The sequence below is a fragment of the Steroidobacter denitrificans genome, assembly GCF_001579945.1.
GTDB lineage: Bacteria > Pseudomonadota > Gammaproteobacteria > Steroidobacterales > Steroidobacteraceae > Steroidobacter > Steroidobacter denitrificans.
In genome coordinates this window covers 534,148-547,983 of the sequence record NZ_CP011971.1, presented here as the reverse complement: position 1 = coordinate 547,983, position 13,836 = coordinate 534,148, and the positions used below count along the sequence as shown (strand labels likewise).

The following is a 13,836-nucleotide window of genomic DNA, read 5'->3' as shown; positions in this document are numbered from 1 at the left end:
GCTCAGCGTCCCAGCAACCAGCGTACGCGCCGCGCGATGAGTTCCGCGACGATCAAGCCGAGCAACCCCAAGGAAAATGAAATGGCCGCCAGCCGCGCCGCCAGCGCATCGCCACCAGGTGTCTGCAAGGCAGTATAGAGCGCCAGCGGCAGGGTACGCGTCTCGCCGGGAATGTTGGAGACGAACGTGATCACCGCGCCGAATTCGCCCAGACCGGCCGAGAAGGCCAGCACCGCTCCGGCCAGGATGCCCGGCAGCATCAATGGCAGCGTGACAGTGAAAAACCGGTCCCAGGCGCCGGCACCCAAGGTGCGCGCCGCCTGTTCCAATCCCGGATCTATACCTTCCAGCGAAATGCGGATCGCACGCACCAGCAGCGGAAACGACATCACCGCGGTAGCGAGCGCGGCACCCGAGCGGGTGAATATGAGCTGTACGCCGAAGTGTTCATACAGCCAGCCGCCCAACGGACCCCGCATACCGAACAGCAGCAACAGCAGATAACCGACCACGACCGGCGGCAGCACCAGGGGCAAATGCACCAGTGCATCCAGCAGCAGCCGTCCCTTGAACCGGGTCCGGGTCAACACCCAGGCGATCACGATCGCGACCGGCAGGCTCACCAGGACGCTGCGCAGGGCGACGGATAAGCTCAGGCGCAGGGCATCGAGTTCCACAGCTGTCATTCGTCGTTCTTCCCTCACGCGCCCAGCCGGCGGTACCATGCTGCCCTAATATGTCTCCGATGATGGTTCCGTATGGAACCACGGTCGAAGTGTTTTCTCATTTTGAGTATTTTCTCATTTTGCCGGGTTGCTGGAGGGTGTGAGCAATGAATATTCGTATTCTGTGGGGCGTCATGCTGGCGGGCCTGCTGGGCGTGACCGGAGCGAATGCTGAATGCCTCTACCCCAAGGCGCCGGACAACAGCCCCAACGGTGCCACCGCCACCGAAGAAGAAATGATCGCGGGTATGCAGGCGATCAAGGCATACAATAGCGAGGTCAATGCTTATTTGAGCTGCCTGGAGATGGAAATGAACGCGCGCATCGAGGCGGCGGGCGCTGATGCCTCCAAGAGTCAGATTGCCTCGATCCGGGCCATCCACAGCAAGCGGCATAACGCCGCTGTCGAGGAACTCGAAGCGCATGCTGCCCGTTTCAACGAGCAGGTCCAGGCGTACAAGGCGCGGCCCAAGAGTTGATCGCCAAGAACTGATCGCAGCGGAGTGCCACGCCGCGGTCAGCGGCTGAAATGAGGTTGGGCGCATCGATCCGCAAGATCGACGATGTGAAACTCGACCCGTCTTTTTCTCGATTCTTCTTTTAATGCGGCAGGAATCCGCCTGCCTGCATGCCGGCATCGACCGGCGCCCCCCGCGGTGCGGATCGGCCTCGAAATCCTGCGACCGCCGTCGCAGTTATATGATGCCGTGCCGTCCGGCCATCAAGTCCATGGAGATCGGGCCGATGCTTTGCGTGCCAGCCGTCGCGCACGGTGCGCCCGGCCTACTTCCTGCCTGATGGAGAGACCTGTAATGGATCGTAAAGCGCTCAAGCTCGCCGCCGCCCTGGCGTTTGCCGTGGTTTCGTGGTCGGCCCAGGCCGAATGTATCTACCCGAAGGCGCCGGCTACGATTCCCGATGGAGCGACCGCCACCGAGGGGGAAATGATCGCCGCCATGAACGCCTTCAAGACCTACAACAATGAAGTGACGGAATTCGGTGCCTGCCTGGAAGAAGAGACCAAATCCAAGGCAGCCGGTACCGCCCAACTCATGCAAATGAAGACCATGCAGGCCAAGAAACATAATGCCGCCATCGCCGAACTGCAGGAAAAAGCCAAGGCGTTCAATGAGCAGGTACGTATTTTCAAGGCCAAGAGCTGATATCTCGCCAATTCGGTAGCCACACACCACTCCTCATGACACACTGAAGCCCCCGGCAAGCCTGCCTGCCGGGGGCGTCGTTGTTTTCGTGATGGACCCATGATCTCTCCCGCCCAGGCCGAAGTCGCGATCCGGAGCCACGTACCGCTCCTGCCCGCCGTATCCCTGCCGCTGTCCGCACTCGCCGGCACGACACTGAGGGAAAATACCGTCACGACTCGTGACCAACCGCCATTCGACCGGGTCATGATGGATGGCATCGCTTTGGCTTGGTCGGCATTCGAGAACGGTTGCCGCCGCTTTCATATTGCCGGCATCCAGGCTGCCGGCTCGGCCCCGCTACACCTGAGGGATCCGCGAAGCTGCATCGAGGTCATGACGGGGGCAATGCTGCCGGCCGGCTGCGATTGCGTGGTTCCCGTGGAAAAGATCGACATCGACAGCGGCACGGCCGTCTTGCAGGAAGGCGCCGCACCGGTCCGCAGGATGAACATCCATACTCGCGGACTCGACGCCCGCCGCGGCGATCCGCTGCTGAAATCCGGTACCCTCCTGGGTGCCGCGGAAGTTGCCGCCCTGGCCGCCAATGGATATGCCCAAGCCCTGGTGAGCCGGCCACCGCGTATCATGATGATTTCCACCGGCAACGAACTGGTGGAGCCCGGCGAACCTCTTGCAGACTGGCAGATCCATCGCTCCAATATCTACGGACTCTGGGCTGCGCTGCGCCGGCACGGTTATTCTCAGCTGGCCCAGGACCACCTTCCCGACGATCTGTCTCTGTTGCGCACCCGCCTGCGCGCCCACCTCGATGCGCATGACGCGCTGATCCTCAGCGGCGGCGTATCCATGGGCCGATTCGACTTCGTGCCTCAGGTCATGCGGGAACTCGGCGTCACCCAGGTGTTCCACAAGATCGCGCAGCGTCCGGGCAAGCCGATGTGGTTCGGGGTGGGCGCCGGAGGCCAGGCGGTGTACGCTTTGCCAGGTAACCCGGTCTCTACGCTCATGTGCCTGACCCGCTATGTGTTTCGCGGCCTGGAGGCCGCCGCCGGAACCCCGGCGTCACCGCTCGAAACGATTGCATTGGCGCAGGATTTGCCGGCAATGGCCGTGACCCGGTTCGTACCGGTGAGAATCGGCGGATTCGCGCTCGACTCCAAGCCATGGATTGGTGAACATGGAGACCGATGTGAAAAGTCCGGCTTGCCGATGGACTTGCAAGCTCCAGCCGCCAGGCCACGGCCCACGCAGGGATCAGGGGATTTCACCTCGCTCATCGGCACCGACGGTTTCGTCGAACTGCCGCCGGCAGAGGCGATCATCGCGCAAGGCACCAGGGTGCCCCTGCATCGCTGGTAAACGACCAGGACCGGCTCCATGACCGACTCCAGACACATTGTCTCGTTTCCAATCCCGTCCGCCGCGCCGCCGCGACCGCGCGATCAGCTCGGACGGCCGCTCCACGACCTGCGTATTTCGGTCATGGACCGCTGCAACTTCCGCTGCACCTATTGCATGCCACGGGAAACCTACCACGAGCACTATCGATTTCTGAAGTCGAAGGAGCGCCTGTCGTTCGAGGAAATCGTCCGTCTGAGCCGTCTTTTTGTCTATTTCGGCGTGGAAAAATTACGTCTGACGGGCGGGGAGCCGCTGCTGCGGCCGGATATCGCTGAGCTCGTCGGGGAGTTGACCTCGATCGACGGCGTCAAGGATGTAGCGCTGACGACCAACGGCGTGCTGCTGGCTCAGCACGCCGCTCGACTCAAGGCCAACGGCCTGAATCGGGTCACCGTCAGCCTTGACACGCTGGATCCGGAGATTTTCAAGCAAATGAGCGGCGGCTTCGCGGAACGCGACCGGGTGCTGGAGGGTATCCACGCGGCACAGGCGGCGGATCTGGCGCCGATCAAGATCAACGTGGTCGTCCAACGCGGCGTGAATGATCATACGCTGCTCGATACGCTCGAGTATTTTCGCGGCAGCGGCATCATCGTACGTTTCATCGAGTACATGGATGTCGGCAACAGCAACCAGTGGACTGCGGATCAAGTCGTCCCCTCGCGCGAATTGCTGGCGCGTATCGGCGCTCGCTGGCCGTTGCACCCGGTACAGGAGAACTACCACGGAGAAGTGGCCGAGCGTTATGCCTTCGATGACGGCGCCGGTGAGATCGGCTTCATTTCCTCCATCTCCAATCCTTTCTGCGGCGCGTGCACGCGGGCACGCCTGTCCTCGGAGGGTGTGCTCTACACCTGCCTGTTTGCACAGGCAGGGCTGGATCTGCGCGCGCCGATGCGCGGCGGCGCCAGCGACAAGGAACTCCGGGAACTCATCGCCTCGTGTTGGCACGCACGCTCGGACCGCTACAGCGAGTTGCGTCAAAGCCTGCAGAAACGCGCGCCGCAACAGCAGCACAAGATTGAAATGTATTACATTGGCGGCTGACATGAGCTCGTTCTCGCATATCGATGCCGATGCCCTGCCCACCATGGTCGACGTCGGCGACAAGGCCGTCACCAAGCGCACCGCCACAGCCCAGACTCGCGTGCGCTTTCCGGCGCAAGTCGCCGAAGCGCTACGCGTGTGCCAGTTCAATACGCCCAAAGGACCGGTATTCCAGACCGCCATCATCGCAGGCACGATGGCGGCGAAACGCACCCACGAACTCATTCCGTTCTGTCATCCGCTAGGCATCGAAAACTGCAAGCTCACGATCGTGATGGACGGCGACGACGCCTTGGTGCAATGCACGGTCGGCGTGCACCACAAGACCGGTGTCGAAATGGAGGCGCTCACCGGTGCCAGCGTGGCGGCGCTCACCATCTACGATATGTGCAAGGCTCTGTCGCACCGGATCGAAATCCTGCAAACACGCCTGCTCGACAAGCGCGGCGGCAAAAGCGGCACGAGCACGAGCGACCTGTCTGACCCCGACATGGCCGCCGGGACCCTGAGCAGGATGGCCGGGCCGGCCAAGCCCGCCGCTACTGGAGGAAGACCGCGATGATCCCCCCCCTGTTCGGACTGGTGCTGGCCGGCGGTGCCAGCCGCCGCATGCAGCGCGACAAGGCAGGCCTGGCCTATCATGGACAACCGCAACTGCAATGGGCCTTCGATCTGCTGACGCCGTTCTGCAGCTCGACATTCGTTTCGGTGCGGGAAGAACAACGGCGGGAGCCGCTGCGCGCTCGCTTTCCGCAGATCGTCGATCGCAACTCCGTCCCCGGCCCGATCGCCGGCATCATGACGGCACTCTCGGAACATCCTCAGGCCGCCTGGCTGGTCCTCGCCTGCGACCTGCCGTTTCTGACTCCGTCGCTGTTACGCTACCTGATCACCCACCGCGAGCCGCGCAGGAGCGCCACGGCCTATCGAAGCAGCCATGACGGGCTGCCCGAACCCTTGTGCGCGATCTGGGAGCCGGGCGCCCGGGAAGCCCTGCGGGAGTTCGTAGCGGCGGGCCGGCATTGCCCGCGTAAGTTCCTGATGGGGGCCGACATCCTGCTCCTGGACCTGCCGGATGCGCACGCCCTGGACAATATCAACACCACGCAGGAATTCGCTGCTGCCGTCGATGCGCTGGATACGCTGCCGCCTTTCCGCCTCGCCGCCGGCCTCCAAGGCAACGAGACCCAAGACACCGGCGATGACGCAGCGGGGCGCGGCAAGACCCTGCGCATCCGCTACTATGCCGTGCTGCGCGAACAGGCGGGCTGCCACGAAGAAACCATCGACACGCAGGCCGCGACACCGGCCGAACTGTATGCGCAGCTGGCCCGCCGGCACCCTTTCAAGCTGGCGCCTGCGCAATTGAAGGTCGCCTTGAATGCGGAATTCAGCGACTGGGACACGAATTTGCGCCATGGCGACACGGTCGTGTTCATCCCCCCGGTGGCCGGCGGATGACACCATTCACCCTCAGCCAGGCGCCGCTCACACCGGAAACCCATCGCACCGTTCTGCAGGATGCGTCGGCCGGTGCCTACGCCTGCTTCGAGGGCTGGGTGCGTGACCATAACGAAGGTCGGGCGGTCATTCGCCTGGAATACGAAGCGTTCGAGGCCCTGGCCAATCTGGAAGGCGCCCGCATCGTACAGGAGGCCATTACCCGCTACGGTGTGCGGGCGGCCTGTGTGCATCGCGTCGGATCGCTTGAAATCGGCGATCTGGCGGTATGGGTCGGCGTCAGTGCGCCGCATCGCGGCCCGGCCTTCGATGCCTGTCGTTACATCATCGATGAAGTCAAGCATCGCGTTCCCATCTGGAAAAAGGAACACTATCTCGACGGCGATTCCGGCTGGGTGAATTGCGAGCATTGTGCCGCGCATGCCCGGCACGCTCACTCTCCCGGCTGAACCCCGCCACCCCGGCCGCACCCTGTCCGGTACCGCGGCATCGGTCCGGCGAAAGACCGCCTCGATCGGGCAGTCGGCCGGTCAGCGCACCCCATCCAAATGGATCACCAGATCGATGCGGCGATTGCGGGCTCGGCCGGCGGCTGTCTCGTTCGTCGCCACCGGCCGCGCCTCGCCATAGCCGATGGAGCTGATCTTCTCGGGGTCGAGCGCGAACGTCGAGACCAAGTATTGTTTCACCGCATCGGCACGATCCTGCGACAGGATCAGGTTCGTGGAATCGCTGCCCTCCGCATCGGTGTGGCCCTCGACCGATATGGTCGCATCGGGGAACAGCGCCAGCGCCTCGTGCGCCTTGCCCATCAGGCGTACGCCGTCACGGCCGATCGCGCTGCGCCCGGAAGCAAAGCGCAGGCCGAGGAGTGACAGAATCACATCCTCGCCCTGCCGATAGACCCGCGCTTCCTCCGGCGTGAAACTGTTTTCGATACGCGTCAGATTGGCGCGCAGACGCTCCTGTTCGTCCACCCGGCGCTGCAAGGCGATACGTTCCTCGGCGACGCCGCCCAGACGCGCCTCGAGACGCTCCAGTTGTGCATTTGACGCGTTTAGTTGTTCGTCGCGATCCAGCAGTTCCTGGTTCAGACGACGACGTTCCTGTACCTGCTGCTGAACGCGCTCGGTCAGCTCCCGCAGCGAGGACTGCATGCCCTCGTCGAAGCGCAGCGACAGCTCCATGTCCGCGGCCATCCGCTGCAAGGGTTCTTCCCAGGAAAGCATGAGCGCCTCCAATCCCGCCTGGCCGTCTTTCTGCTGCTGCAAGGTACGCTCGATCAGATGCGCCAGATGCATGGCGTGGCGAGCCTCGTAGCTGGCTCGTACCGCCAGTCGCCGCGAGGCGGCGAGATCATAGCGACTGCGCTGAATCTCCTGTTCGGCATCGGCCAGATGGCGTCGGGCTGCCGCCAGCGAGCGCGGCGCGAGACGCTCGACTTTTGCGGCATCGGCCTGGTCGATCAGCGCGCGCGCTTCATCGAGCACGCCGGCCTTGATGGCCGTCAGTTCGGCGTCACGCAACAAGACTTCGGCTTCGGTTGCCCGCCGCTGAGCCTTCGGGATGTCACCGGCCTCGTTTTCCTTCATGGCCTGCTGGAAGCGTTCCGCCGCCCGCAGCCATACCGCAGCCGCTCGGACAGGAGCCAGCGCAAGCAGCGCATCCTCGCGCGCCTTCAGGGTGGAGCCGAAGGATTGGCGCGCCAGCGTGGCCGATGCCGTGGCGCGCTGCAGCGCCGCCTGGCCCGACTGCACGCGTTCACCGACACGCTGCTCGCGGCCACGGGCAGTATTCCTGAGTGCATCCTCGTGCGCCTTCAGCGCCTGGGCATAGGCCGTGGGCGCCAGCACCTCGAGCCCGTCGGCGCGCGCCTGTTCCAGCGCGACTCCCAGCGCCTCCACGGACCCGGGTATCCTTTGCTCCGGCGCCGCCGCCGAAATAGGCCGGCCGAGATCGGATCGGGCATTCAGGACGGAAGCCGCATCGAGCGCCGGCGCCGACAGGCCGAACGCCGTGCCGATCGCCAGGACCGCGCCGAACAGGCACCGCCCCGATGGACGCGCGGCCACCGGAAATCGCCGCCGATTCACGGCCTGAGTTGCCCGCTGCCGTGGACGACGTATTTATAACTGGTCAGCTGCTCGACGCCCACCGGCCCGCGTGCATGAAACTTGTCGGTGGATATGCCGATCTCCGCACCCATGCCGAACTCCCCGCCGTCCGCGAACTGCGTGGATGCATTGTGCAGCACGATCGCGCTGTCGACGCCCGCCAGGAAGCGTTCGGCGGTCTGCGGATTGCCGGTCACGATGGATTCGGTATGACCGGAACCATAACGTTCGATATGCGCCATGGCCCCCTCCACCGTATCCACCACGCGTGCGGCGATGATCGGTGCCAGGTATTCCGTCATCCAGTCCTGTTCGTTCGCGGCGACCACCCGGGCATCCAGCGCCTGCACCGCTTCATCGCCGCGTACTTCGCAGCCCGCTTCCAGGAGCGCGGCCACCACGCCCGCGGCGGCGGGACAATCGCGATCGAATAACACCGTCTCTGCCGCACCGCAGATGCCGGTGCGCCGCATCTTGGCGTTCAACACCACCTCGCGGGCCATATCCGCATCGGCATCACGATCGACGTAGACATGACAATTGCCTTCCAGATGGCCGATCACGGGCACGCGCGCCTCGCGCTGTACGCGCTCGACGAGGCTGCGCCCTCCGCGCGGAACCAGGACATCGATGTACTGCGTCATGCCGGACAGCAGCAGACCGACCGCGGCCCGGTCGGTCGTGGGGACCCGCTGAATGGCTGCCTCAGGCAGGCCCGCCTCACGCAGGCCGCTCACCAGACAGGCGTGAATCGCGCGGCTGGAGTGGCTGCTTTCGCTGCCGCCGCGCAGAATCACCGCATTGCCGGACTTCAGGCACAACGCGCCGGCGTCGGCGGTCACATTCGGACGACTCTCGTAAATGATACCGATGACGCCGAGGGGGACACGCACTCGCGCGATGCGCAGACCATTGGGTCGTTCCCAGGAAGCCATGACGGTGCCCACCGGATCGGCGAGCGCGGCAATCTCCTCGATGCCGCGAGCCATCGCTTCCACCCGCTTATCGTCCAGGGCGAGACGGTCGAGCAGGGCCGCGGACAAGCCGCGTTCGCCGGCCTGGCGCAGATCCAGTGCATTCGCTGCCAGGATATCGTCGCGCTGCGCCCGAACAGCCGCGGCTGCGCCCAGAAGCGCCGCATCCTTGCTGGCCGAGCTTGCCCGCGCCAGCAGACGGGCCGCTTGTACGGCGGCCCGGCCCAAGGCGTCCATCTGTCCGGCCAGCTCTGCGCCGGCTACCCCATCTGAAGAAGAAATCATATTCGGACTCGAAGAAAGAGTGTCCACGAAAACATTCTAGCGCGACTCGCCCGGACCCGAGCCGGTGAGCTGTGCATTGGCGACAGACATGCCACAATGCTTCGCAAGGGGAACCGGATGCGGGCCGGGTGCGTCTGTCTCGTGCAGCCCGCCAAAACCCACGCCGTCTGATCGGCGGCGGACCTGGACGCCGGGCACCCGCTGGAATCAACTTGATTGCAGGAGAAATATCGATGTACGGGTCGGCGTACGCAAAGAAAAATCGTCATCGGAACGCCGCTTGCGATCGGGGCCGAAGCCTACTGTGGGATCTGGCTCTGGTCGGCGCGTTCGCCCTGCTCGCCGCGCCGGCCTGGTGCGGCATCGTCCGGCGCCGGCGAGTGAAATACCCGCAGGCCATACGGGAACGGGCGATCGATGATTCGCTCAAGGGCACCTATCCGGCCAGTGATCCACCGGCCTCGCGCTACGTTGATATTCCCGCCAACCGCCGCTGAACGCCAGGCCCCGCCTCAAAACGCCGTCAGCCCCTCGCCGTCAGCACCAGATCGTCGCGGTGAATGATTTCATCGCGGCCCTGAAATCCCAGCAGCGCCTCGATCTCCTGGGAGCGGCGCCCCCGCAGGCGTATGGCATCGGCGCTGGAATAAGCCGACAGGCCGCGGGCGATCTCCTTGCCCTGCGTATCGCGCACGATCAAGGCATCGCCGCGCTGAAAATCTCCGCTGACCTGCAAGACGCCGGCCGGCAGCAGGCTTTTGCCATGCCTGAGCGCCACGACGGCTCCCGGATCCACGCACAGCTCCCCGGCCGGCTGCAGGGAACCTGCGATCCATTGCTTGCGTACCGTCGCCGGCGTGGCGGAAGGATAGAACCAACTGCAGCGCGCCCCTGCTTCGAGCCGCTGCAAGGGATGCATCTCGCGGCCCAGCGCCACCGCCATATGGCACCCGGCTGCCACGGCGATCTTGGCCGCCGCGATCTTGGTTGCCATGCCGCCGGTCCCCGTTGCTGAATTCGAGCCGCCCGCCATTCGCTCGATTTCAGGCGTAATGGCATGAATTTCCGGAATGAAGCGGGCATCGGCAACACGCGCAGGATCCGCCGTGTACAACCCGTCGACATCGGACAATAGGACCAGGCAGTCGGCGCTGACCATTTGCGCCACCCGCGCAGCCAGACGATCATTATCGCCGTAGCGGATTTCCGCGGTGGCAACGGTATCGTTCTCGTTGATGACGGGTATGGCGCCCAGGCGCAGCAGGGTTTCCAGCGTACTGCGGGCATTCAGATAGCGGCGCCGCTCCTCCGTATCGCCCAAGGTCAGCAGGATCTGGGCCACTTTCAAGGGATGCCTCTCCAGGGCCTCCTTCCAGGCGTGGGCAAGCCGGATCTGTCCCACGGATGCAGCCGCCTGCTTCTCCTGCAGTTTCAGCTTGCCGGCCGGCAGGCCCAGGGGTTGACGTCCCAGGGCAACTGCGCCGGAGGACACCAGCAGAACCTCCTGCCCCCGCAGGCGCAGTGCGGCGATGTCGGCGGCCAAGCTGCGCAGCCAGGGTTCGTTCAGGGAACCCGTGTCACTGCACACCAGCAGCGCCGAACCGACCTTGACGATGATGCGCTGCGCACCCAGCAAGGGAGCGGCGTAACGGGTGGACTCCGTCGTTGTCATGATCCGAAAATGAAGTAAGGGGGCGCAAGCGTAACGCGGGCGCTTGGCAGTCACCAAGAATGTCCCTAATATTCTTTCCGAATTCGTTCCGGCCCTGTGCCGGTTCCCTTGTCGTCTGAGGTGCTTGCGTGGCTAGAGACTACGATCCGGTGAAGGGGCAGTGGTATGAGGATCTCGAGGAGAATGAGATCTTCAAGGTGCTGTCCGTCGATCCGGACGAGGAAATTGTCGAGATCCAATACGAGAACGGTGATATCGAGGCCATCGATCTCGATACCTGGCACGAACTCGACCTCGAACATGCCGACGAGCCGGAGGGCTGGGCCAGCGATGACGAGGATGATCAGGATGACGACGATTGGGACGAGGACGAAGAAGACGATGAGGACGACTGGGACGACGACGAGGATGACGACCTCGACGACGAGGATGACGATTACGACGATAACAACGATACCTGAAAGCTCCTGTTCACCAAACGCCGCCGGCAGCCTTCCGGATCGGCGCCGCTGAGCCGCATCGGTGCCGGGCGCCTGCGGCTTCCCCGGCGCCCCCTGCATTCACTTCGCCCTGTTTCACCTGTCTCCCGGCCCGGGAGCGCCGGGGTATTGAAAATTTCGTTTTCGATAGAATGCAGCGGACAGATTCGCCGTCATCTGCGGCCGGAGTCCTGATGAAACGCATTTTTCTATTCCTTGCCACGAACGTGGCAATCCTGCTGGTGCTCAGCGTGACACTGCGCCTGCTGGGGATCGACAGCATCCTGGACACCCAGGGTGTCGGCCTGGACATGAACTCCTTGCTGGTGTTCTCGGCCGTACTGGGCTTCGGCGGCTCGCTGATCTCCCTGGCACTCTCCAAATTCATGGCCAAGCGCACCATGGGCGTGCGTCTCATCGACCAGCCGCGCAACGCCACGGAAAATTGGTTGATGGAGACCGTGCGCCGCCAGGCGCAGGCGGCCGGTATCGACATGCCGGAGGTCGGTATCTTCGATACGCCGGAAATGAATGCCTTTGCCACCGGTGCCCGCCGCAATAACGCCCTGGTCGCCGTCAGCAGCGGCCTGCTCAACGGCATGACCCGGCACGAAGCCGAGGCCGTGCTGGGCCATGAGATCAGCCACGTTGCCAATGGCGACATGGTGACCCTGACCTTGATCCAGGGTGTCGTAAATACCTTCGTGATTTTTTTGTCGCGCGTCATCGGCCATACCATCGACCGCATGGTCTTCAAGACCGAGCGTGGCCATGGCCCGGCTTTCCTGATCACCGTCATCATCGCGCAACTGGTGCTGGGCATTCTCGCCAGCATGATCGTCATGTGGTTTTCGCGGCATCGCGAATTCCGCGCGGATGCCGGCGGAGCGCATCTGGCCGGCCGTGAGGCAATGATCGGCGCACTGGAGCGTCTGCGTCAGAAGCATCCTGGCCCATTGCCCGAACAGATGGCTGCATTCGGTATCAGCGGCTCGCTGGGCCATGGGCTGAAGCGGTTGTTCATGACCCATCCGCCGCTGGAGGAACGCATCGCGGCACTGCGAGCACAATGATGCAATGCGCGTGAACTGCGCCATGCTCGATCGGCTCCGCGAGATCGTGGGCGCGCACGGCTATTACGACCGGCAGGAGGATCTGGAGCCTTTCCTGATCGATCATCGCGGGCTCTACCGTGGTGCGACACCCCTGGTACTGCGCCCCGATGACACCGCCCAGGTCCGCGCGATCATGCGGCTATGCAATGAGCATGGTATCGGCGTCGTGCCGGTGGGCGGCAATACCGGTTACTGCGGCGCCGCGACGCCCTCCGCCGACGGCTCCCAGATCGTGCTGTCGATGTCCCGGATGCGGCGCATACGCTCCCTGGATCCACAGAACGGCATCCTCATTGCCGAGGCGGGTTGTGTGCTGGCTGATGTGCAGGCGGCGGCAGCCTCCGTCGATCGTCTGTTTCCACTGAGTCTGGGTTCGGAAGGCTCCTGCCAACTCGGCGGCAACCTGTCCACGAATGCCGGCGGCACCGCGGTGCTGCGCTATGGGATGATGCGTGACTTGGTGCTGGGCCTGGAAGTGGTGCTGCCCGACGGCCGTCTGCTCGAGGAGCTTGCGCCGCTGCGCAAGAACAATACCGGCTACGACCTGCGCGACCTGTTCATCGGTGCGGAAGGCACCTTGGGCGTCATCACGGCTGCCACATGCAAATTGTATGCACGTCCCGCCGGCCACTTCACCGCGCTGGTCGCGGTGGCGGATCCGCAAGCCGCGGTGGAGCTTCTGTCGAAACTTCGCAGCACCAGCGGCGATGCGGTATCGACATTCGAATTGATGCCGCGCATCGCCCTGGAACTGGTCTGCCGGCACATCCCTCCTCTCACCGACCCCTTCGCCCAGGCTTATCCCTGGTATGTGCTGCTGGAGATCGGCATCCACTGGCGTGATCCGGAGGTGCGCGCGGCCATCGATACCGAACTGCTCGCTGTCCTGGACGCAGCCGCGCCACTGGATACCGTCGTCGCGGCCAACGAAACCCAGCGCGAGATATTCTGGCGCATCCGCGAATCCATACCGGCAGCCCAGCGTCGCGAAGGCGTGAGCATCAAGCACGATATTTCCGTGCCCACGAGCGAATTGCCGCGCTTCATCACCGAGGCCTCGGAGCGGATCACGCGGATCGCCCCCGAGGGCCGCATCGTGGCTTATGGCCATCTCGGCGACGGCAACCTGCATTTCAACGTATCCGGTCCCGGCGGCAATGCCGACGATGATCTCCTGCGGCATGCCGCCGACATCCAGCGCAGCGTGCACGATCTGATCGCCGCCTACGCCGGCAGTTTCAGTGCCGAGCATGGCATCGGCCAGCTCAAGCGTGATGAGTTGCTGCGCTACAAGAATCCCGTGGCCGTGGAACTCATGCGCAGTCTCAAGCGGACACTCGATCCCGGAAGGATCATGAATCCGGGCAAGATCCTCCAAGACTGTTGAGAAGCTAACG

At 63.9% G+C, this 13,836-nt stretch carries 15 protein-coding genes; 11 read left to right on the top strand and 4 right to left on the bottom strand.

Annotated elements, in window-relative coordinates; genetic code table 11:
• Positions 1–2 precede the first annotated feature (2 nt).
• Positions 3–686, bottom strand: coding sequence for a molybdate ABC transporter permease subunit (modB, locus tag ACG33_RS02325; RefSeq protein WP_066922709.1), 684 nt, complete (start codon positions 684–686; stop codon positions 3–5).
• A 146-nt stretch (positions 687–832) separates the two neighbouring features.
• Here modB and ACG33_RS02320 point away from each other — a divergent pair, with 146 nt between their 5' ends.
• The 7 genes from ACG33_RS02320 (at position 833) to ACG33_RS02285 (ending at position 6,249) form a co-directional block, all read left to right on the top strand.
• Positions 833–1,204: a hypothetical protein gene (locus ACG33_RS02320; protein ID WP_066918368.1), complete on the top strand. Its 372-nt coding sequence runs from the start codon at positions 833–835 to the stop codon at positions 1,202–1,204.
• Positions 1,205–1,537: 333 nt separating this feature from the next.
• The gene (locus ACG33_RS02310) at positions 1,538–1,888 is read left to right on the top strand and encodes a hypothetical protein (RefSeq protein WP_066918364.1); all 351 of its coding nucleotides are present in this window, start codon (positions 1,538–1,540) and stop codon (positions 1,886–1,888) included.
• Between the two features lie 99 nt (positions 1,889–1,987).
• Positions 1,988–3,250: a molybdopterin molybdotransferase MoeA gene (locus ACG33_RS02305; RefSeq protein WP_066918363.1), complete on the top strand. Its 1,263-nt coding sequence runs from the start codon at positions 1,988–1,990 to the stop codon at positions 3,248–3,250.
• An 18-nt stretch (positions 3,251–3,268) separates the two neighbouring features.
• Positions 3,269–4,339 carry a GTP 3',8-cyclase MoaA gene (gene moaA, locus ACG33_RS02300; protein WP_066918361.1) on the top strand — a complete coding sequence of 357 codons (1,071 nt, stop codon included), beginning with the start codon at positions 3,269–3,271 and terminating at the stop codon, positions 4,337–4,339.
• A 1-nt stretch (position 4,340) separates the two neighbouring features.
• Positions 4,341–4,901, top strand: coding sequence for a cyclic pyranopterin monophosphate synthase MoaC (gene moaC, locus ACG33_RS02295; protein ID WP_157071639.1), 561 nt, complete (start codon positions 4,341–4,343; stop codon positions 4,899–4,901).
• Positions 4,898–5,800 carry an NTP transferase domain-containing protein gene (locus tag ACG33_RS15575; RefSeq protein ID WP_210399146.1) on the top strand — a complete coding sequence of 301 codons (903 nt, stop codon included), beginning with the start codon at positions 4,898–4,900 and terminating at the stop codon, positions 5,798–5,800. The genes moaC and ACG33_RS15575 overlap by 4 nt, the downstream gene beginning before the upstream one ends.
• Positions 5,797–6,249 carry a molybdenum cofactor biosynthesis protein MoaE gene (locus ACG33_RS02285; protein WP_066918359.1) on the top strand — a complete coding sequence of 151 codons (453 nt, stop codon included), beginning with the start codon at positions 5,797–5,799 and terminating at the stop codon, positions 6,247–6,249. The genes ACG33_RS15575 and ACG33_RS02285 overlap by 4 nt, the downstream gene beginning before the upstream one ends.
• 81 nt (positions 6,250–6,330) lie before the next feature.
• Here the strand turns inward: ACG33_RS02285 and ACG33_RS02280 are convergent, their stop codons facing one another.
• Entirely contained in the window at positions 6,331–7,872 is a 1,542-nt protein-coding gene (locus ACG33_RS02280) for an OmpA family protein (RefSeq protein WP_066918357.1), read from the bottom strand.
• Between the two features lie 17 nt (positions 7,873–7,889).
• Entirely contained in the window at positions 7,890–9,173 is a 1,284-nt protein-coding gene (locus ACG33_RS02275) for a glutamate-5-semialdehyde dehydrogenase (RefSeq protein WP_066918355.1), read from the bottom strand.
• A 233-nt stretch (positions 9,174–9,406) separates the two neighbouring features.
• On the opposite strand from ACG33_RS02275, the gene ACG33_RS02270 reads away from it, so the two are divergent.
• Positions 9,407–9,670: a hypothetical protein gene (locus ACG33_RS02270; protein ID WP_066918353.1), complete on the top strand. Its 264-nt coding sequence runs from the start codon at positions 9,407–9,409 to the stop codon at positions 9,668–9,670.
• A 26-nt stretch (positions 9,671–9,696) separates the two neighbouring features.
• On the opposite strand, the gene proB is transcribed toward ACG33_RS02270, so the two are convergent.
• Positions 9,697–10,845 (bottom strand): glutamate 5-kinase, encoded by a 1,149-nt coding sequence (gene proB / locus ACG33_RS02265; protein ID WP_066918351.1) that lies wholly within the window; start codon positions 10,843–10,845, stop codon positions 9,697–9,699.
• 128 nt (positions 10,846–10,973) lie between these two features.
• Here proB and ACG33_RS16300 point away from each other — a divergent pair, with 128 nt between their 5' ends.
• The 3 genes from ACG33_RS16300 to ACG33_RS02250 all read left to right on the top strand — a co-directional run bounded on the left by ACG33_RS16300 (position 10,974) and on the right by ACG33_RS02250 (position 13,826).
• Complete coding sequence (locus ACG33_RS16300) at positions 10,974–11,306, top strand: DUF6763 family protein (RefSeq protein ID WP_168159975.1); 333 nt, start codon at positions 10,974–10,976, stop codon at positions 11,304–11,306.
• 212 nt (positions 11,307–11,518) lie between these two features.
• Positions 11,519–12,397: a protease HtpX gene (gene htpX, locus ACG33_RS02255; RefSeq protein WP_066918348.1), complete on the top strand. Its 879-nt coding sequence runs from the start codon at positions 11,519–11,521 to the stop codon at positions 12,395–12,397.
• 22 nt (positions 12,398–12,419) lie between these two features.
• Positions 12,420–13,826, top strand: a complete 1,407-nt coding sequence (locus ACG33_RS02250; protein WP_210399145.1) for an FAD-binding oxidoreductase — start codon at positions 12,420–12,422, stop codon at positions 13,824–13,826.
• The last annotated feature ends 10 nt before the right edge of the window (positions 13,827–13,836 follow it).

Excerpts from the sequence above, each read along its gene's own strand:
- modB (WP_066922709.1), bottom strand. The coding sequence starts at position 686 with ATGACAGCTGTGGAACTCGATGCCCTGCGCCTGAGCTTATCCGTCGCC.
- ACG33_RS02320 (WP_066918368.1), top strand. The coding sequence starts at position 833 with ATGAATATTCGTATTCTGTGGGGCGTCATGCTGGCGGGCCTGCTGGGC.
- ACG33_RS02310 (WP_066918364.1), top strand. The coding sequence starts at position 1,538 with ATGGATCGTAAAGCGCTCAAGCTCGCCGCCGCCCTGGCGTTTGCCGTG.
- ACG33_RS02305 (WP_066918363.1), top strand. The coding sequence starts at position 1,988 with ATGATCTCTCCCGCCCAGGCCGAAGTCGCGATCCGGAGCCACGTACCG.
- moaA (WP_066918361.1), top strand. The coding sequence starts at position 3,269 with ATGACCGACTCCAGACACATTGTCTCGTTTCCAATCCCGTCCGCCGCG.
- moaC (WP_157071639.1), top strand. The coding sequence starts at position 4,341 with ATGAGCTCGTTCTCGCATATCGATGCCGATGCCCTGCCCACCATGGTC.
- ACG33_RS15575 (WP_210399146.1), top strand. The coding sequence starts at position 4,898 with ATGATCCCCCCCCTGTTCGGACTGGTGCTGGCCGGCGGTGCCAGCCGC.
- ACG33_RS02285 (WP_066918359.1), top strand. The coding sequence starts at position 5,797 with ATGACACCATTCACCCTCAGCCAGGCGCCGCTCACACCGGAAACCCAT.
- ACG33_RS02275 (WP_066918355.1), bottom strand. The coding sequence starts at position 9,173 with ATGATTTCTTCTTCAGATGGGGTAGCCGGCGCAGAGCTGGCCGGACAG.
- ACG33_RS02270 (WP_066918353.1), top strand. The coding sequence starts at position 9,407 with ATGTACGGGTCGGCGTACGCAAAGAAAAATCGTCATCGGAACGCCGCT.
- proB (WP_066918351.1), bottom strand. The coding sequence starts at position 10,845 with ATGACAACGACGGAGTCCACCCGTTACGCCGCTCCCTTGCTGGGTGCG.
- htpX (WP_066918348.1), top strand. The coding sequence starts at position 11,519 with ATGAAACGCATTTTTCTATTCCTTGCCACGAACGTGGCAATCCTGCTG.
- ACG33_RS02250 (WP_210399145.1), top strand. The coding sequence starts at position 12,420 with ATGCTCGATCGGCTCCGCGAGATCGTGGGCGCGCACGGCTATTACGAC.